The organism is Microbacterium sp. Marseille-Q6648, from assembly GCF_943181415.1.
Classification (GTDB): Bacteria; Actinomycetota; Actinomycetes; order Actinomycetales; family Microbacteriaceae; genus Microbacterium.
This window is the reverse complement of sequence record NZ_CALPBZ010000003.1, coordinates 306063-325555: the sequence shown is the minus strand read 5'-3', so window position 1 is coordinate 325555 and position 19493 is coordinate 306063. Positions and strand designations below refer to the sequence as shown.

At 69.9% G+C, this 19493-nt stretch carries 15 protein-coding genes; 10 read left to right on the top strand and 5 right to left on the bottom strand.

Annotated features, from left to right (window positions below):
* Positions 1 to 25 precede the first annotated feature (25 nt).
* From NFR93_RS11660 to ligD, 5 genes are all read left to right on the top strand, one after another.
* A complete protein-coding gene (locus NFR93_RS11660) occupies positions 26 to 2476 on the top strand; it encodes an ATP-dependent helicase (protein ID WP_251453444.1) in 2451 nt (816 codons plus the stop codon).
* A 94-nt stretch (positions 2477 to 2570) separates the two neighbouring features.
* Positions 2571 to 3542 carry an IS481 family transposase gene (locus NFR93_RS11655; RefSeq protein WP_251451445.1) on the top strand — a complete coding sequence of 324 codons (972 nt, stop codon included), beginning with the start codon at positions 2571 to 2573 and terminating at the stop codon, positions 3540 to 3542.
* A gap of 187 nt (positions 3543 to 3729) precedes the next feature.
* Positions 3730 to 5796 carry a sunset domain-containing protein gene (locus NFR93_RS11650; RefSeq protein ID WP_251453442.1) on the top strand — a complete coding sequence of 689 codons (2067 nt, stop codon included), beginning with the start codon at positions 3730 to 3732 and terminating at the stop codon, positions 5794 to 5796.
* Between the two features lie 37 nt (positions 5797 to 5833).
* Entirely contained in the window at positions 5834 to 6874 is a 1041-nt protein-coding gene (locus NFR93_RS11645) for an SseB family protein (protein WP_251453440.1), read from the top strand.
* A 23-nt stretch (positions 6875 to 6897) separates the two neighbouring features.
* Positions 6898 to 7920, top strand: coding sequence for a non-homologous end-joining DNA ligase (gene ligD, locus NFR93_RS11640; protein ID WP_251453432.1), 1023 nt, complete (start codon positions 6898 to 6900; stop codon positions 7918 to 7920).
* Between the two features lie 2 nt (positions 7921 to 7922).
* Here ligD and NFR93_RS11635 read toward each other — a convergent pair whose 3' ends face one another.
* The 4 genes from NFR93_RS11635 to NFR93_RS11620 form a co-directional block, all read right to left on the bottom strand.
* A complete protein-coding gene (locus tag NFR93_RS11635) occupies positions 7923 to 8969 on the bottom strand; it encodes an ATP-dependent DNA ligase (protein WP_251453430.1) in 1047 nt (348 codons plus the stop codon).
* A 2-nt stretch (positions 8970 to 8971) separates the two neighbouring features.
* On the bottom strand, positions 8972 to 10120 hold the full coding sequence (locus tag NFR93_RS11630) for an AI-2E family transporter (protein WP_251453424.1): 1149 nt from the start codon (positions 10118 to 10120) through the stop codon (positions 8972 to 8974).
* Positions 10121 to 10216: 96 nt separating this feature from the next.
* On the bottom strand, positions 10217 to 11452 hold the full coding sequence (locus tag NFR93_RS11625) for an acyl-CoA dehydrogenase family protein (RefSeq protein WP_251453423.1): 1236 nt from the start codon (positions 11450 to 11452) through the stop codon (positions 10217 to 10219).
* Positions 11453 to 11499: 47 nt separating this feature from the next.
* Positions 11500 to 12180: a TetR family transcriptional regulator gene (locus tag NFR93_RS11620; protein ID WP_251453419.1), complete on the bottom strand. Its 681-nt coding sequence runs from the start codon at positions 12178 to 12180 to the stop codon at positions 11500 to 11502.
* Between the two features lie 95 nt (positions 12181 to 12275).
* Here NFR93_RS11620 and NFR93_RS11615 point away from each other — a divergent pair, with 95 nt between their 5' ends.
* The 4 genes from NFR93_RS11615 to NFR93_RS11600 all read left to right on the top strand — a co-directional run bounded on the left by NFR93_RS11615 (position 12276) and on the right by NFR93_RS11600 (position 16555).
* A complete protein-coding gene (locus NFR93_RS11615; RefSeq protein ID WP_251453417.1) occupies positions 12276 to 13853 on the top strand; it encodes an FAD-dependent oxidoreductase in 1578 nt (525 codons plus the stop codon).
* Between the two features lie 89 nt (positions 13854 to 13942).
* Positions 13943 to 15106, top strand: coding sequence for an ADP-forming succinate--CoA ligase subunit beta (gene sucC / locus NFR93_RS11610; RefSeq protein WP_251453415.1), 1164 nt, complete (start codon positions 13943 to 13945; stop codon positions 15104 to 15106).
* Positions 15107 to 15128: 22 nt separating this feature from the next.
* The gene (gene sucD / locus NFR93_RS11605; protein WP_251453413.1) at positions 15129 to 16031 is read left to right on the top strand and encodes a succinate--CoA ligase subunit alpha; all 903 of its coding nucleotides are present in this window, start codon (positions 15129 to 15131) and stop codon (positions 16029 to 16031) included.
* Positions 16032 to 16111: 80 nt separating this feature from the next.
* Positions 16112 to 16555 (top strand): nitroreductase family deazaflavin-dependent oxidoreductase, encoded by a 444-nt coding sequence (locus NFR93_RS11600; RefSeq protein WP_251453407.1) that lies wholly within the window; start codon positions 16112 to 16114, stop codon positions 16553 to 16555.
* Here the strand turns inward: NFR93_RS11600 and NFR93_RS11595 are convergent.
* Positions 16552 to 18021, bottom strand: a complete 1470-nt coding sequence (locus NFR93_RS11595) for an NCS2 family permease (protein WP_251453405.1) — start codon at positions 18019 to 18021, stop codon at positions 16552 to 16554. The genes NFR93_RS11600 and NFR93_RS11595 overlap by 4 nt on opposite strands.
* Before the next feature lie 90 nt (positions 18022 to 18111).
* On the opposite strand from NFR93_RS11595, the gene NFR93_RS11590 reads away from it, so the two are divergent.
* Entirely contained in the window at positions 18112 to 19485 is a 1374-nt protein-coding gene (locus NFR93_RS11590) for a cell division protein PerM (RefSeq protein WP_251453403.1), read from the top strand.
* Positions 19486 to 19493: the final 8 nt, after the last annotated feature.

Genomic DNA, 19493 nt, shown 5'->3' with positions numbered 1-19493 from the left:
CACCTCGACCTAGACTTGTCGGGCCATGACCGACGCCTCCATCCCCCTTATCGTCGGCGGTGACCGCGGGCCTCGCCCCGGTGCCGTGCGCCCTGACGAAGACCTGCTCGCCGGACTCAATCCCCAACAGCGCGAAGCCGTGCTCTACCGCGGCCCCGCTCTGCTCATCGTCGCGGGTGCGGGATCGGGCAAGACGAGCGTGCTCACCCGCAGGGTCGCCTCGCTGCTGCGCACGAAGGACGCGTGGCCGAGCCAGATCCTCGCGATCACCTTCACCAACAAGGCCGCCGGCGAGATGCGCGAGCGGGTTCGGCAGCTCATCGGCGACCATGCCCAGGGGATGTGGATCTCGACGTTCCACTCGGCGTGCGTGCGGATCCTGCGCCGTGAGGCCGACCAGTTCGGGTTCACGAAGGCGTTCACCATCTACGACTCCGGCGATTCGCGAGCGCTCATCAAACGACTCGTGAAAGAGCACGAGGCCGACGCGTACGGTCTCACCCCGGCGGCCACGCAGGGACGCATCTCCAAACTCAAGAACGAGCTCGCCGACGCCGAGTCCTACGCCCGCCAGGCCAACATGAACGACCCCGCCGAGCGCGTCTTCGTCGATGTGTTCGCCGACTACCAGCGCGCCCTGCAGCGGGCGAACGCGTTCGACTTCGACGATCTCATCGCGCAGACGGTGTACCTCTTCCGCGCCTTCCCGAAGGTCGCCGACGTCTATCGCCGCCGCTTCCGGCACATCCTCGTCGACGAGTATCAAGACACCAATCACGCGCAGTACGCGCTCATCAACGAGCTGACCAAGCCGATCGGGTCGGATGCCGCGCCACTCGCCGCGGGCGGCGGAATGATGATCTTCGAGGCGGAGCCCGACGCGGAGGATGCCGCATCCCTCACCGTGGTCGGTGACTCGGATCAGTCGATCTACGCCTTCCGCGGTGCGGACATCCGCAACATCACCGAGTTCGAACGCGACTATCCCGGCGCGAAGGTCGTGCTGCTCGAGCAGAACTACCGATCGACGCAGAACATCCTGTCGGCGGCCAACGCGGTGATCAGCCACAACTTCGACCGCAAAGACAAGAAGCTGTGGACCGATGTGGGCGCGGGGGAGCAGATCGTCGGGTTCACCGGCTATTCGCAGCACGACGAGGCGCAGTTCGTCGCCGACGAGATCGAGCAGCTGCGACGCGCGGGGGTCGACTACGCGCAGATGGCGGTGTTCTATCGCACGAACTCGCAGTCGCGCGCGCTCGAGGAGATCTTCATCCGCTCGGCCGTCCCGTACAAGATCATGGGCGGCACCAAGTTCTACGAGCGTGCCGAGATCAAGGACGCCCTGGCATACCTCGTCGCTGTGTCCAACCCCGCCGACGAGATGGCCATGCGCCGCATCATCAACCGGCCGCGCCGGGGCATCGGAGACGTCACGATCGAGGCCATCTCGCGATACGCGCAGGACGAGCAGATCACGTTCCGCGACGCGCTCGCCAACTCCTCGGCGCTCGCGGTCGGACCGAAGATCCAGGCGGCCATCGCCCGCCTCGACGCCGTGCTGGCCGAGGCCACCGCGGTGATGCTCCCGGCTTCGGGTGAACTCGCCCCGCCGACGGCCGTGGCCGAAGGACTGCAGCTGCTGCTGAACAAGAGCGGCTACAGCGACGCACTGCGCGCCAGCAAGGACCCGCAGGACGAAGCGCGTCTCGAGAACCTCGACGAGCTCGTGGCCGTCGCGCGCGAGTTCGCACGCAACAACCCCGAGGGCACCGTCATCGACTTCCTCGGCGAGGTCGCGCTGGTCTCGGATGCCGATGATCTCGACGACGCGACCGGTTCGGTCTCGCTCATGACACTGCATACCGCCAAGGGACTGGAGTACGACGCGGTCTTCCTCACCGGCGTCGAAGAGGACCTCATCCCGCACCGGATCTCGGCGGGCGAGCCGGGCGGGCCGCAGGAGGAGCGTCGCCTCTTCTACGTCGGCATCACGCGGGCACGGAAGCGTCTCTACCTGTCGCTCGCGATGACCCGCGCGCAGTTCGGCGAGGTCACCGTGGCCATGCCGAGTCGCTTCCTGCAGGAGATCCCGGCCGAGCTGCTCCACTGGCGCCAGTCGCCCGGCGACGTGAATTCGCGGGGCGGCACGCAGTCCCGCGCCTTGAACGCGCGGCGCGGGCCGGGCGGGGGATTCGGCGGCGGAGCGAAGCGGTACGGCGACGACCTCGTGCCACTGGCGCGCCGCGAGCCGCGCGCCGACATCGAGAAGTTCGCCAACCGCATTCCCGCGAAGGTACGCGACAACGGCGACATGGAGCTGGCCGCCGGAGACCGCATCCGTCATGAGGACTTCGGCGAAGGACGCATCGACGCCGTGACGGGGGAGGGCGCGAAGCGGGTGGCGCACGTGCGTTTCGACGGTGCGGGTGCCAAGAAGCTGCTGATCAAGATCGCGCCGATCCAGAAGCTCTAGCTGTACCCGGCAGGGACGTTGGTGACGTTCTTGTGAGATGAGGAGACCTCCTGGCTTAGTGGAGCTGTCTAGTTCTTCACTGCCAGGAGGTCTCGTGTCTCACGCTAATGCCCGACTGAATGTCCGTGGCCGAGTTCTGCTCGTCGAGCGGGTGCTGGTGCAGCATCGTCCGGTCTCTCACGTCGCCAAAGAGCTTGGGGTGTCGCGTCAATGCGCGCACCGCTGGGTCAACAGGTTCCGGGCTGAGGGTGTCGCCGGCCTCGGTGACCGGTCCTCGCGTCCGCATTCCATGCCGCGCCGGACGCCGCTCGAGGTGGAGTTGCGGGTGGTCACGGTGCGTCGCCAGCTGCGGCAGGGCCCCGATCGCCTCGCCGTGATGACAGGTGTTCCTGCGCGCACGATCACCGCGATCTTGCGCCGGCATCACGTGCCGCGTCTGGTCGAGTGCGACCCGCTCACCGGGGTCGTCATCCGCGCATCGAAGACCACCACTGTCCGCTACGAACGCGCCCGACCGGGCGAGTTGGTCCACATGGACGTGAAGAAGCTGGGCCGCATCCCTGAGGGTGGTGGCTGGCGTGCGCACGGCAGATCGGCCGGCGACACCGCCGCGCGCAAGAAGGCGCGGATCGGGTTCGACTACGTCCACTCACTCGTCGATGATCACTCCCGACTGGCGTACTCCGAGATCCACCCGGACGAGAAGGGCGCGACCTGCGCCGCGTTCCTCGCGCGGGCCGCCGCATACTTCCGAGATCGTGGCATCACTCGCATCGAGCGGGTCATGACCGACAACCACTTCAGCTACCGGCTCTCCAACGATGTCCGCGACGTGCTCACCGCGCTCGGCGCCAAACACGTGCTGATCCGCCCCCACTGCCCCTGGCAGAACGGCAAGGTTGAACGACTCAACCGCACCCTGCAGACCGAATGGGCATACCGACAGATCTTCACCTCGAACGACCAACGCGCCGCCGCACTTGCGCCCTGGATCGAGCACTACAACACTCAGCGATACCACTCAGCCATCAGCGGCACCCCACTCAGCCGGGTGTCACCAACCTGACTGCCGGGTACATCTAGCGGCCTTCCGGCATCGACGGGGCCGCCGGCGGGAGAGCGTTATCCGTTCGTTATGATCCCTGCGCGGACCATGCTCGCGTCGGAACATACCGCACCCCTAGAGTCGGATCGTTCGAGCGCAGTGCTGCGAGCCGCCGCCGGCGCCCCGGCGTGATGTGAAGGCCACCACTGTGATCGACGCTCTCTTCTCGCGTGCGCGCATACTGCTCGCGATCCTCCTCTGCTCCGTCCTCGCGGGCGCGCTGTTCATCGGTGTCGACCCTGCGCATGCGCTCGCGGGGTCGGTGCCCGCCGCGGAGGAATCGATCGAACTGGATGAGACCGAGAGTCCGACGGTGGAGGCGCTGCAGCTCGCCGAAGGCGCGCCGCCGGCGCCCGCCGAGACATCGGCCGAGGAGGTCGCCGCGCCGAGTGTCTCGGGCACCGTCACGGACGGAGACGGCATCGCCGGCATCGCCGGCGTTCAGGTGAGCGCATTCCGTCTGATCGGCGAGGAGTACGAGTTCGTCCAGACGGTGGCCACCGACGATGCCGGCGCGTACGCCTTCGCGACGCTGCCGGTCGGCGAGTACGACTTCTTCTTCGACCCCGCCGAGCGCACCGACCTGGCCTGGGGCTGGTACGCAGGCTTCGCCGTGCCCTCGTATGCGATCCCCGCCACCGTGACCGAGGGCGGCTCCGTCCACCTCGAGCCGCGCAGGATGTACGAGGCGGGGGCCGCCTACGGCGTGGTCACGAACGCCCGCACGGGTAATCCCCTGCCCGGCGTCACCGTCACGCTGTGGGCGACCGACGGTGCGGACGAGACCGGGAGCGCCTTCTTCCAGCCGATCCTGCAGGCGTCCACGAACGAGTACGGCTTCGTCTTCGTGCAGCTGCCTGCCGGCGACTATCTGGTCGAGTACGCGCCGCCGTCGGTCAGCTTCCGCGGCGAGTGGTGGGACGACACGACGACCTTCGACGACTCGACCATGCTCACCCTCGCACGCGGGGAGGAGCGCGAGGTCAGCGCGGACCTGCTGGTCCACCTCGCGGCCGCGACGCCGAGCATCTCGGGCACTGCCGCCGTCGGCGCGCTGATGACGGCGAAGCCGAACACGTGGACCACGGCAGCGACGCTCACCTACCAATGGCTGGCTGATGGGATCGCCATCGCGGGGGCGACGAGCTCGTCGTTCACCGTGACGACGGCGCAGGACGGGAAGAGGATCTCCGTCGCCGTCACCGGGACCAAGCTCGGGTACACGACGGTGACCAAGACGTCGGGTCAGACAGCGGCGGTCATGAGATTCGCCACGCCCAAGATCGCCGGTCCGATCGCGGCGGGTCACACGGTTCGCGTGGACCGGGGCACGTGGACGTCGGGGGCGGCGTTCACGTACCAGTGGTACGCCGACGGCCGGGCGATCTCGGGCGCGACGTCTTCGTCGTACAAGATTCCGAGCACGCTCAAGGGCAAGCGGATCTCGGTGAAGGTCACCGGCAAGAAGTCCGGTCACACGACGGTGTCGAGGACGTCGGCCGTCTCGGGCAAAGTCGGCACCGCGATCACCCCGTCCATCTCGGGCACCCGCGCGGTCGGGGCGACACTGACGGCCAAGCGGGGCACCTGGACCTCGGGCACCACGTACAGCTACCAGTGGTACGCGAACGGCAACGCCATCTCGGGCGCGACCGGATCCACCTACCGGCTGTCGTCGGGCACCGAGGGCAAGCGGATCACGGTGAAGGTGACAGGTCGGGCCTCGGGGTACGCGACGGTGTCGCTGACCTCGTCGGCGACATCGCAGATCCTGCGGGCCGGCACGCCCGCGATCGGCGGCACGACCCAGGTCACCAAGACCCTGACCGCCTATCGGGGCACGTGGACGAGCGGGACGTCGTTCTCGTACCAGTGGTACGCCAACGGCTCGGCGATCAGCGGCGCCACCGGCTCCACGCTGAAGCTCACGACCTCGCACGTCGGCAAGCGGATCACCGTGAAGGTGACGGGGCGGCTGTCGGGCTATGCCACCATCTCCAAGACGTCCGCCGCGTCGGCGACCGTCGGCTACCCGACTCGGACAGCCCCGATCAGCACGTGGAACTGTCCGTCGTGGGCGCCCATCAAAGGCAACGCCGACTCGATGATCTACCACATGCCCGGTGGGCGCTATTACAGCGCGACCCAGCCCGAGGAGTGCTTCCGGACCGAGACCGCCGCGGTGTCGGCCGGTTACCGGAAGTCGAAGCTGTGACCGTCGCGGGGTGAGACCGGCGGGCTAGGCTCGAACGATGGCGATCTTCTCACGAGGCAAGCGTTCGAACGATCGAGCAGCCGAGCAGACTCCCGACGTCCCCGCGACGGAGCCGGGCGACGACATGCGGGCGGCTGAAGGCGCGGCGGCGGGGGAGACCCCGGTCGAACCGGTGCCGCACGTCGGGATCTCGCTGTCGACCTTCGGGCAGCCCGCTCCCGCGGCGCCTGCTGCCGCGGCGAAGCGCCCTCCGAAGCCCCGGTCGCAGGCCCCCGAGGTCGCCCCGGTGCCCACCGAGACGCTTCCGGGCCTGCGCGACAACACGCTCGTCGCGGCCACTCTCGCGACACTGCCCGAACAGCCCGACGGCGTGGATCTGATGAATGTCGCGCGTCAGCTGCTGCAGGGGCACCTCTTCCTCCGGGTCAAGGGAGACGCGCGCGCTCTCATCGCCGAAGGCAAGAACCTGCCGCTGGCCATGGCCACCCTCGGCGAGAAGAAGTTCGCCCTCGCCTACAGCAGCGGCGCCGCGCTGCAGGCGAGCGTCCGCGCCGACGGCGACACCGCCACCTCGGCCATGGGTCAGCCCGTCGTCGCGGTGATCCGCCACGTGCTCAGCGGCGACTACGACGGTCTGGTCATCGACCACGCCTCCGCACCGGCGCGCGCCGTGCTGCCGAAGGCGCTGCTGGAGAAGATGGTCGAGAACTTCGACGAGGAGCTCACCCTCAAATCGCTCCTCGCCGGCGAACGCGGCCCTGACACCGCGGCGCGCGTGGCCCAGGCTCTCACGCACGCCAAGCTCTGGGTCGCTGTCAACCGCGCCGAGGAGGACGGCCCGGTGGGCGTCGCCGAGTCCCGCTCGAGCGACGGCTCCCGCTACCTGGAGGTGTACTCGCACCCGCTCGAGGTCGTCGCCGGGGGTCGCGGCGACCAGGCCGCGCCCATCACGGGCGACCAGCTCGCCCGTTCACTGCGCGGCGACGCGAACCTCACGGGTGTCATCGTCGATCCGCGCGGACCGTTCCTCCGTCTGACGCGGGACGATCTCGCACCCGTTCTCGCCCTCGCCGACTGACGTCGCACCGCTACCTTGGCATCATGGCCTCCGAGCGGATCACCCTCACCGTCCCCGGACCCGACGGCGACCGCGAGGTCGGACTGTCGAGTCCGAACCGCGTGCTGTGGCCCGAACTCGGCATCACCAAGCGCGAGCTCGCCGAATACCTGATCGCGGTTTCCGGACCGTTCCTCGCGGCCAACGGCGATCGGCCGGTCTCGCTCGAGCGGTTCCCCGAGGGCGTGGACGGTGAGCGGTTCTACTCCAAGAACCCGCCCAGGGGGGCTCCTGCCTATCTCGAGACGGTCACCGTCCGTTACAACAGCGGCCGGCGGCACCCGCAGATCGTGCTCACCGAAACTGCCACGGTGGTGTGGGCGGCGCAGATGAACACCGTCGTCTTCCACCCATGGGCCTCGCTCACGGCGAACACCGACAACCCGGTGGAGCTGCGCATCGACCTCGATCCGCAGCCCGGGACGGGTTTCTCGGATGCCGCCGCTGTCGCTCCCGCGCTGCGAGAGGTGCTGGCCGAAGCGGGACTCACCGCCTTCCTCAAGACGAGCGGCAACCGGGGCATCCACGTGTTCTGCGCCATCGAGCCCACCCACGAGTTCCTCGACGTGCGGCACGCGGTCATCGCCGCCGGTCGCGAGCTGGAACGTCGCCTGCCCGACAAGGTCACCATGAACTGGTGGAAGGAGGAGCGAGGCGAACGCGTCTTCATCGACTTCAACCAGGCCAACCGCGACCGCACGATGGCCGGCGCGTACTCGCCCCGGGCGCTTCCTGCGGCGACGGTGTCGACGCCGATCACGTGGGACGAGCTCGCCCACATCGACCCGGCGGACTTCACCGTCCGCACCGTCCCGCAGCGGCTCGCCGATGTCGGCGACCCGTGGGCAGACGTGCTCGCCGAGCCGGGACGGATCGACACGCTGCTGGAGTGGTGGCAGCGCGATCTCGATGCCGGTCTGGGAGAGCTGGCGTTCCCGCCGGAGTTCCCCAAGATGCCCGGCGAGCCCCCGCGCGTCCAGCCGAGCCGCGCGAAGAAGCCGGACTAGCGCTACTCGAGCACCGCACCGACGTCGTACGCCGACACCGCCTCGAGCTGATCGAACCGGCACGATGCGGGATCGCGGTCGGGACGCCAGCGGGCGAACTGGACCGTGTGGCGGAACCGGTTCTTCTCGAGCTGGTCGTAGCGCACCTCGAGCACCCGCTCGGGTCGCAGCCTGACGAACGACGAGTCGCGGTCGGCCGCAGAGAATCGCGACTTCTCGCCCTCGCCCGTCAGCGCCGCCCCCGATTCGTCGGTCTCGACGAGCGGAGCCAGCTCGTCCACGAGTTCCAGACGCCGCTTGTCGCTCCACGCCGACACCGCACCCACGTTCCGCAGCGTCCCGCCGTCGTCGTAGAGGCCGACCAGCAGCGAGCCGACGCCGCGACCGGACTTGTGGATGCGGTACCCGATCGCCACGACATCGGCGGTGCGCGCGTGCTTGATCTTGAACATCGTGCGCTTGTTGGGGGCGTAGGGCTGCGCGAGCGGCTTGGCGATGACGCCGTCGAGCCCGGCCCCCTCGAACTCGTTCAGCCAGCGGCGCGCGATCGCGGCATCCCTCGTCGTGCGGGTGACATGGATCGGATGCGGCAGCCCGGCGACCAGCTCGACCAGCTGCGCCCGGCGCTCTTCGAACGGCTCGCTCTGCAGATCGCGGTCGCCGCGGGCGAGGAGGTCGAAGGCGATGAACATCGCCGGGGTGGTCTCGGACAGCATCGTCACGCGGGAGGCGGCCGGATGGATGCGCTGCGTGAGCGAGTCCCAGTCCAGCCGCTGCGACCCCGGCTCGCCGCGGGGAACGACGACCTCGCCGTCCAGCAGGCAGGGTTCGGGCAGGAGCCGTGAGAACGCCTCGACCAACTCGGGGAAGTACCGCGTGAGGGGCTTGGCGCCTCGCGAGCCGATCTCGACCGTCTCGCCGTCCCACGACACCAGTCCGCGGAAGCCGTCCCATTTGGGCTCGTAGCTGAAGCCGCCGGTCGCGGCATCCTGCTCGGGCACCTCGGGAACCGACTTCGCCAGCATCGGCGCGGGGATCTCGTACGGCACGGCTACTCCTTCTCGAGCTCGGCCTGCTTCGGTCGCGCCCAGCGCGCGGGAGTCTTCGGCCCGTCCCACACCTGCACGACGCCCCACGCGGCCGCGGCGATCGGGACGGCCAGGACCGCCCCGACGATGCCGCCGAGTACGGCGCCGACGGTCAAGGCGACGAGGATCACGAACGCGTGGAGCTTCATCGAGCGGCCCATCAGCACGGGCTGCAGGAAGTTGCCCTCGAGCTGGTTGACCAGCACGACGACGCCGACGACGATGAGCGCGTTGACCCAGCCGTTGGCGACGAGGGCCACGAGCGCGGCCAGGATGCCGGCGAGCGTCGCTCCGACGATCGGGATGAAGGCCAGGAGGAAGACCAGCACCGCCAGGGGGATCGCCAGCGGCACCTGCAGGATCAGCAGGCCGATCAGGATGCCGATCGCGTCGACCGCGGCCACGGTGGCCGTCCCGCGGACGTACGACCCGAGCACCGAGACCGTCTTGTAGCCGATCCGGTGGGCGCGGTCGTAGTCCTCACCGCGGAACGGTCGCAGCAGGAACTCCCACATACGGGGGCCGTCCTTCAGGAAGAAGAACAGGATCGTGACCATGAGGATGAACCCGGTCACGAAGTTGAACACGGCGTTCACGCCGGCCAGGGCGCCCGAGCCGAACTGCGCGCTGGTGAGGAAGTCGGTCACCGCCTGCAGCCACTCGTCGAGCTGCTGCTGGGTCGGCGCGAAGGGGAGGTTCTGCGCCCACTCGACGACCGACTGCAGGCCCGTCTCGGCCTGCGCGTACAGCTCGTCCCACTGGTCGCGCACCGCCCACACGATGAGCCAGCCGATGCCGGTGAGCAGCAGCACGATCGACAGCAGCGTGATCACCGTCGCCAGGGCGGACGGCACCCCCCTGCGCCGCATGAACGCCATCACGGGGTGGAAGGCGCACGCGAGGATGAGCGCGATGACCAGCGGAATGGTCACGAGCGTGAGCTGACGGATGCCGAAGATCATCAGCGTCGCGAGGGCGACCACGATGAGCACCTGCAGGGCGCGGGTGGCGAGCTTGCCGAACCCGTCGCTCCACAGTCTGACGGGGGGAATCGCGGCGGCGATCGGAGCGGCCGCGCCAGCGCGGTCGGTGGTGCGTCGGAACAATCCCATGACAGCGACAGTAGCCGTCCGGCGATCCGGCGCAGAAGCCTTGCGCGTGCGCGAGGGAACCACTACGCCGTCGCCCGCCGGCGGCGGGTCGGGGGATCAGGCGAACGCGCTCATCCCGGTGATGTCACGGCCGATGAGCAGCGCCTGCACGCTCTCGGTGCCCTCGTACGTGTGGATGGCCTCGATGTCGGCCATGTGCTGCATCACGCGATACTGCAGCAGGATGCCGTTGCCGCCGAGGAGGTCGCGTGCGGTCGCCGCGATCCGACGCGCCGCACGGGTGTTGTGGTACTTCGCCAGCGACGCCTGCGTGGGGCGCAGACCGCCCGAGGCCTCGAGGTCGGCGAGATGACGGCAGTACAGCTGCATCGCCGTCAGCTCCTCGAGCATCTGGGCCAGGCGCTCCTGCACCATCTGGAACCTCGCCAGGGGCTTGCCGAACTGCTGGCGCTGCTGGGCGTACTGAAGTGCCGCCTCGTAGCAGGCGGTGGCGTGCCCGAGCGCCGACCAGGCCACGCCCGACCGCGTGGAGTACAGGACGGTGGAGGCGTCCTTGAACGAGCGGGCACCGGGCAGGAGCGCGTCGGCGGGCACGTGCACACCGGAGAGGGTGATGTGGGCCTGGTGGATCGCCCGCAGCGAGGCCTTGGCGAGGATCGGCTCGCCGCGGTAGCCGGCGGCGTCCTGCGGGACGAGGAAGCAGCGCACCGCGCCGTCGTCGTCATCACCGGGTGCGGCGACCCGCGCCCACACGAAGGTGATGCCGCCGGAGGCGCCGTTGCCGATCCACTTCTTCGCCCCGTCGATCACGTACGAGCCGTCGGGCTCGCGCCGCGCTCGCGTCTCGAGCGAGACCGAGTCCGAGCCGTGATCGGGCTCGGTCAGGGCGAACGAGCCCAGCACCTCGCCTCGTGCCAGCGGCTGGAGGTGGGCGCTCTTCTGCGCGTCGCTGCCGAACAGCGCCAGCGTCCGCAGCGCGAGGCCGCCCTGCACGGCCAGGATCGTGCCCATCGAGCCGTCGCCGCGCGAGACCTCCATGTTGACCAGGCCCGCCGCCAGGGGGGACAGGCGGGTCAGGCCCGCGTGGTCGATGCCGTCGGTGAAGAGGTCGAGCTCTCCCATGCGGCGCGCGAAGCCGAGGTTGTACTCGCCGCGGTCCCAATACCCGTCGATGTCGGGGAGGATCTCGTCCACGAACGTCCGCGCCCGCTGCCATGCCTCGCGCTCGGCGGGACTCAGATCGGAGAACACGGCGTAGTAGTCGGTGTCGAGGGCGCGCGAGACGTCGTAGGACTCCGTCTGCTGGCCGGGCACGGGCAGGAACTCGCTCATGTGGCGAGTGTAACGGAACCGGATCTCAGAGAAGCTGGAACTGCGTCTCAGGCGTCTGGGTCGCGAAGCTGATCCTGAAGGCGTCGGGCGACCTCGGCGTGCGGCATCCGCTTGGGGAAGACGGCGACCACGACGTCGTCGTCGCGGGCGTCCGCGGCATCGAGGACGCCGAAGCGGCGCATCGCGTCGTCGAGGGCGTGTCGCAGCGACGAGACCGGCACCCGCTTCGGGCCGCGCAGCAGCTGGCGGAGCACGTGGTTGTGCACGGCGGTGACGAGGGCGGCGAACCCGACGGCGTCGATCGGGTCGATGCCGGGCAGCGCGCGCCGGAGGTACTCGTCGAAGAGGCGCTCGTACCGGAACACGGTCACGATCTCGCGCTCGCGGAGCGCCGGCACCTGCCGGACGACCTCGTAGCGGCGCCGGGCGAGCTCGGGGTCGGCGGCGAAGTGCGTGAAGACCCGGATGGAGGCCTCGCACACCGCCGCCCACGGGTTCTCGTGGGCCTCGGCGAGGAAGCCCCGCAGCTCGTCGAGCAGCAGCTCGTGATCGGCGAAGACGACGTCGTCCTTGCCGCCGAACTGGCGGAAGAAGGTCGACCGCGACACTCCCGCCGCCCGCGCGATCTGCTCGACGGAGGTCTGGTCGAAGCCCTGCTGCGCGAACAGCTCGAGGGCGGCTCCGACGACCGCGGTTCTCGCGGCGGGGGGCGCGGCCTCGTCTGTCACCCGTCGAGCCTATCGACGCGCGTGCCGCGTGGCACCATGCCCGGTGCGGTGTCAACCCCGTGGAGTCCGACGGGGAAACGGCGTTGGGTGGGTGGATGGAACTCCTGTGGCGGGCCGACGACGGCCCCGACGACACCCCGCTCGTTCCCGGAGCCACGCACGACGTGATCGTCGTCGGGGCGGGCGTGACCGGGCTCACCACCGCCCTCATGCTCGTGAGAGAGGGGTACGACGTCGCGGTCGTCGAGGCCGAGCGGATCGGGGCGCTCGCCAGTGGCGCGAACACCGGCAAGCTGTCGCTGCTGCAGGGGAGCGTGCTCTCCACGCTCCGCCGGCACCACCCCGCCTCGCTCGCGCGGGCGTACGTCGAGGCCAATCGCGACGGGGCGCAGTGGCTCCGGGACTTCGCGGCGGAAGCGGGCGTGCCGCTCTCGTCCCGCACCGCGTTCAGCTATGCGCAATCGGATGCCGGCGCCTCGACCATCGACGACGAGACGGCCGCGGCGGCCGAAGCCGGGCTGCCGGTGCGCCGCGTGCCGGCCGGGGCGGACGCAGACCTCCCGTTCCCGTTCGCCGCCGCCGTCGCGCTCGACGACCAGGCGGCCCTCGACCCGCAGCGACTGCTGCACGCGCTCGCGCGGGCGTTCCTGGCCGCGGGAGGGACCCTGCACACCGGCGCGCGCGTCACCCGCGTGCACGCCGTGCCGTCCCCCTGCATCGAGACGGATGCCGGGTCGATGCGCGCCGACCACATCGTGCTCGCGACCGGCGCGGCCATCCTCGACCGCGGGCTGTACTTCGCCAAGACCCGGGGACTGCGCTCGTACTGCGTCGCCTTCGCCTACGACGGCGACGTGCCCGACGGCCTGTACCTGTCGGTCGACGGTCCGACGCGCTCGATCCGCTCGGTGACTCCCGAGGACGGCCCGGGCGATCGTGCCCAGCTGATCGTCGGAGGGAACGGCCACCCCGTGGGCCGCGTCAAGTCCGAGCAGGAGCGCGTCGACGACATCGTCGCGTGGACGCGGGAGCACTTCCCCGGTGCGGAACCGGTCGCCCACTGGAGTGCGCAGGACTACGAGTCGCACAACCTCATCCCGTTCGTGGGCGCGCTGCCGCGCAGCCTCGGCCGGGTGCGCTTCGCCACCGGCTACGGCAAGTGGGGGCTGTCGAACGGTCCGGCGGCCGCGCTGCGGCTGAGCGCCGAGATCCGCCGCGTTCCCCGCAGGGAGCGCCCGCGGTGGATGTCGGTGATCGCGCACCGGCTGACCGTGCCGGCCGATCTCGGTCGCGGCGGTGTCGAGAACATCCGCGTCGGGTGGGAAGCGGCATCCGGGTGGCTCGGTGCCCAGCGCGTGCCGGTTCCGGTCCCGCGGCCCGCCGAAGGCGAGGGGGTCGTGGCCAGCCGTGGTGGGCAGCCGGTCGGGGTTTCGACCGTGGACGGTGTCACACGCGCGGTGAGCGCCGTGTGCACGCACCTCGGCGGCGTGCTGTCGTGGAACGACGCGGAGTGCACGTGGGACTGCCCGCTGCATGCGTCGCGATTCACCGCGGACGGCGAACGCATCGAAGGCCCCGCCCTCGACGATCTGCCGCGCCTCGACGACTCGTCCGCACCCGCGGTCGAGGGCGACCCCGGCGTCACGCGGTCGAGGGCGCAGGAGCGGCGGTAGTAGGCTGGGTGACCGGTCGAATATCTCGACGTCAAGACAATCCGGCGCTGATGTCGGCGCCGCCCATTCGCCACAGCGAAGGACTGCACGTGGATCTCTACGAGTACCAGGCACGCGATCTGTTCGAGAAGTACGAGGTGCCGGTGCTCGCCGGCATCGTCGCGGACACCCCAGAAGAAGTGAAGGCGGCCGCTGAGAAGCTCGGCGGCGTCGTCGTCGTCAAGGCCCAGGTCAAGACCGGCGGACGAGGAAAGGCCGGCGGCGTCAAGGTCGCCAAGAACCCCGACGAGGCATACGAGGCGGCCAAGGCCATCCTCGGCCTCGACATCAAGGGCCACGTCGTCAAGCGCGTCATGGTCGCCGCAGGCGCCCGCATCGCCGAGGAGTACTACTTCTCCGTGCTGCTGGACCGCGCCAACCGCTCCTACCTGAGCCTGTGCTCGGTCGAGGGCGGCATGGAGATCGAGCAGCTCGCGGTCGAGAAGCCCGAGGCCCTCGCGAGGATCGAGGTCGACCCGCTGACCGGCATCGACCAGGCCAAGGCGCTCGAGATCGCCCGCGCCGCGAACTTCCCCGACGAGCTCGTGCCCAAGGTCGCCGACGTCTTCGTCAAGCTCTTCGCCGTGTACAAGGGCGAGGACGCCACCCTGGTCGAGGTCAACCCCCTCGTCCGGACCGAGGACGGCGACATCATCGCCCTCGACGGCAAGGTCTCGCTCGACGAGAACGCCGAGTTCCGTCACGCCTCGCACACGCTGCTCGAGGACAAGGACGCGGCCGACCCGCTCGAGGCCAAGGCCAAGGAGAACGACCTCAACTACGTCAAGCTCGACGGACAGGTCGGCATCATCGGCAACGGCGCGGGCCTGGTCATGTCGACCCTCGACGTGGTCGCCTACGCCGGCGAGAACCACGGCGGCGTCAAGCCCGCCAACTTCCTCGACATCGGCGGCGGCGCCTCGGCCGAGGTCATGGCCGCGGGCCTGGACGTCATCCTCGGCGACCCGCAGGTGAAGTCGGTGTTCGTCAACGTCTTCGGCGGCATCACCGCGTGCGACGCCGTCGCCAAGGGCATCGTCGGTGCGCTCGCCGAGCTCGGCTCGACGGCATCCAAGCCCCTCGTGGTGCGTCTGGACGGCAACCGCGTCGAAGAGGGCCGCAAGATCCTCGAAGACGCCGGCCACCCGCTTGTCACCCTCGCTGCGACCATGGACGAAGGCGCCGACAAGGCCGCCGAGCTCGCCAACGCCTGATCCCGGATAAGGACTTCCAGATATGTCGATCTTCCTCAACAAGGACTCCAAGGTCATCGTCCAGGGCATCACCGGCGGCGAGGGCACCAAGCACACCGCGCTCATGCTGAAGGCGGGTACCAACGTCGTCGGCGGCGTGAACGCGCGCAAGGCCGGCACCACGGTGCTGCACAAGGACAAGGACGGCGCCAGCGTCGAACTCCCCGTCTTCGGCTCGGTCGCCGAGGCGATGGAGAAGACGGGGGCGGACGTGTCGATCGCGTTCGTGCCCGCAGCCTTCACCAAGGCCGCGATGATCGAGGCCATCGACGCCGAGATCCCGCTGCTCGTCGTCATCACCGAAGGCGTACCGGTCGGCGACAGCGCCGAGGCCTGGGCCTACGCGCAGTCCAAGGGCAACGCGACCCGCATCATCGGTCCGAACTGCCCCGGCATCATCACCCCCGGAGAGTCGCTGGTGGGCATCACCCCCGCCAACATCACCGGCAAGGGCCCCATCGGCCTGGTGTCGAAGTCGGGCACCCTGACCTACCAGATGATGTTCGAGCTGCGCGATCTGGGCTTCTCGACCGCCATCGGCATCGGCGGCGACCCGATCATCGGCACGACGCACATCGACGCGCTCGCCGCCTTCGAAGCCGACCCCGAGACCAAGGCGATCGTCATGATCGGCGAGATCGGCGGCGACGCCGAGGAGCGCGCGGCGGACTTCATCAAGGCGAACGTCACCAAGCCCGTCGTCGGCTACGTGGCAGGCTTCACCGCCCCCGAGGGCAAGACCATGGGCCACGCCGGCGCCATCGTCTCGGGCTCGGCGGGTACCGCGCAGGCGAAGAAGGAGGCCCTCGAGGCCGCCGGTGTCAAGGTCGGCAAGACGCCGTCCGAGACCGCCACGCTCATGCGCGAGATCATCGAGTCGCTGTAACGCACCACGAAGGGCGGATGCCGGAGTGCGAACTCCCGGCATCCGCCCTTCGTCGTTCCGCCGACGTTATGGTGGGAGCCATGCCGCTGACCGGAGAGTACAAGCCGTCCACCTCGGAGTGGGCGCGCACGCAGGCCGAGGTGTTCGAAGCCTCGGGCGGAACCGAGATGAACACCCTGCGCGGGGTGCCGATCATCGTGCTCACGACCCTCGGCGCGCGAAGCGGCGCGCTGCGCAAGACCGCCCTGATGCGCGTCGAGCACGACGGGCGCTACGCCGTGGTCGCCTCGAAGGGCGGTGCTCCCGACGAGCCCCGCTGGGCGGCGAACATGCGCCACCAGCCGCTCGTGGAGCTGCAGGATGGCGCCGTCAAGCGCGACTATCTCGCACGCGAGCTCGAGGGCGCAGAGCGGGATGAATGGTGGGGGCGTTCGGTCGAGGTCTGGCCCGACTACGCCCAGTACCAGACCAAGACCGACCGGCTCATCGCCGTCTTCGTGCTCGAGCCGGTGGACGCGGACTAACCCAGCAGCGCCTCGAGCGGTCCCCGCGCGAAGTAGAGCACGAAGCCGGCCGCGACGATCCACAGCAGCGGGCTGATGCCCCGCGCCTTGCCCGACAGCGCCCGCACGATCACCCACGCGATGAAGCCGGCCCCGATGCCGTTGGCGATCGAGTACGTCAGCGGCATGACGGTCACCGCGAGGAACACCGGCAGCAGCACCGAGAAGTCCGAGAAGTCGATGAATCGGATCTGCGCCATCATGAGCGCCCCGACGATGACCAGCGCCGCGGCGGCGACCTCGGTCGGCACGATCGACACCAGCGGTGTGAAGAACATCGCCACGAGGAACAGTCCACCCGTCACGACGTTCGCGAGTCCCGTGCGCGCGCCCTCGCCGATGCCCGATCCCGACTCGATGAACACGGTGTTCGACGAGCTGGAGGTGAGACCGCCGGCGACGGCGCCGACTCCCTCGACGATGAGCGCCGAGCGGATGCGGGGGAAATCGCCCTTCTCATCGGCGAGTCCGGCCTCCTTCGACAGCCCGGTCATGGTGCCCATGGCGTCGAAGAAGTTCGTGAACACGAGCGTGAAGACGAGCATGAGGGCGGCCAGGATCCCGATGCGCTCGAACGAGCCGAACGAGATCTGGCCGACCAGCGACAGGTCGGGCACGCTGACCAGCGAACCCGGCAGCTCGGGCACCGACAGGCTCCAGCCGCCCGGGTTGACCTGATCGCCGTCGAACTTCGGCCCGAGGTTCCAGATCGCCTCGACCACGACCGCGACGAGCGTTCCGGTGACGAGTCCGATGAGGATGCCGCCCTTCACCTTCCGGGCGACGAGCACGCCGGTCAGCAGCAGCGTGAAGACGAAGATGAGGGTCGGCACCGTGCTGACCGAGCCGTCCACGCCGAGCCCGACCGGGGGAGAGGACGCGCCGGTGGCGGTGACCAAGCCAGCGTCGACGAAGCCGATGAAGGCGATGAACAGCCCGATGCCGACGGTGATGGCGAGCTTCAGCTGGATGGGCACGGCGTCGAAGATCATGCGCCGAAGCCCGGTCGCCGCCAGCAGCACGATGATGAGCCCGTTGATCACCACGAGCCCCATCGCCTCGGCCCACGTCACCTGGCCGACGACCGAGACGGCGAGGAACGAGTTGATGCCGAGGCCGGCGGCGAAGGCGAACGGCAGGCGCGTCACCAGGCCGAACAGCACCGTCATGACGCCGGCCGTCAGCGCGGTCGTCGCGGCGACCTGCGGGAACCCGAGGGTGCCGCCTTCGACGTCGACTCCGCTGGAGAGGATGATCGGGTTCAGGATGACGATGTAGGCCATCGTCACGAAGGTCACCACGCCGCCGCGGATCTCGGCGCCGACGGTCGAGCCGCGTCGCGTGATCTCGAAGAACCGGTCGACCCGGCTGCGGGGTTCGGGCGCGCCGGTCGACGTGGTCGCGGTGGACGGAATTGTGTTGCTCATTCGAGACCTCCGACGAGAACGTTAGTCGCTTCGCGGACCCCGGCCCGCCATCCGGGCACCGGCCACCGGCGCAGGTAGGGTCGATGGCGCATGCATCGCCTCACCGTCGTCCTCCTCGCCGCCGTCGACGCCGCCATCGCGGTGGCCGTCGGCATCGCGGCGACCCTCGCGCCGCTCACCCTGCTGTGGATCGTGGCCTTCGGCGGCGTCGCCGACTGGGCGGCGCTCTGGCCCGCCGCCGCCTCCATCTGGCAGCTCGGCCACGCCGTGCCGCTCGACGTCGAGCTCGCCGGCGCGTACGTCGCCGCGGTGGGCGTCGATCCGTCCGCCGAGTCCTTCGCCCTCTCGCTCGGGCCACTCGCGTTCGCGGCCTTCACCGCGATCTTCGCCGCTCGGTCGGGTATCCGCGCCTCCCGCGCCGAGGCGTGGGTCACCGGGGTGGTGACCGGTGCGGTGGTGGTGGCGGCGCTGTCTGCGCTCGTCGCGCTCACGTCGACGTCGGCGGTCGTGACCGCCGCCACGTGGCGGGCGGTGCTGCACCCGACCCTCTTCTTCCTCATCCCCGGCGTCATCGCTGCGGTGGCCGCCGAATGGCGCGAAGCCGGCTCCGGCGCCATCGCCCGTCTCCGCGACCGCATCGAGTCCGCCCCGCACGGCTGGGGCCTTGTCCCGGCGCTCGTCGCGCGGGGCGCGGCTGTCGCCGTCATGGGGCTGCTGGGCGCGGGAGCCCTCGTCCTGGCGGTGGGGATCTTCACACGGGGCGCCGAGATCATCGGGCTGTACGAAGCCGGCAACGTCGATCTGCTCGGAGCGACCGTGATCACCCTCGCCCAGCTGGCCTACCTTCCCACCCTCGCGATCTGGGGTCTGGCGTTCGTCGCCGGACCCGGATTCTCGCTCGGCGCCGGCACGGCGGTGTCGCCGGCGGCGACGCAGGTGGGCGTGATCCCCGGCATCCCCGTTCTCGGCGCGGTGCCCGAGTCGACCACCCCATGGCTGCTTCTGCTCGCGCTGCTCCCGGTCGCGCTCGGTGCGCTGGCGGGCTGGATCGCCCGATCCCGGCTCATCGCGCTCGAGAAGGATGCCGTCGCACGCGGCATCGGGCCGCAGCTGCGCCGCCCGGACGACGACGATCCCATCGCCGCCCGCCTCGCCGTCACCGGCGGCATCGCCGTCGTCGCCGCGGCCGCGACAGCGGTGCTGGCCTCGCTGGCCGCGGGGAGCATGGGACCGGGCCGCCTGACCGCCGTCGGGCCGGAGCCGGGCGCCGTGGCGCTCGCGGTCGGTCTCGAAGTCTGCGTCGGAGCCGGCATCCTGCTGCTGGCACCCCGGCGCCGGGAGGATCGCGTCCCCGAGGCCGCCGAGCGCGACCCCCAGGGGCCGGCGTGGTTCGACACCGAGCCGATCGAGCCCCTGCGTCCCCCGGACGAGCACCCGACGGGGGCGGCGGGCACGCGCTTGTAGACTGTGCG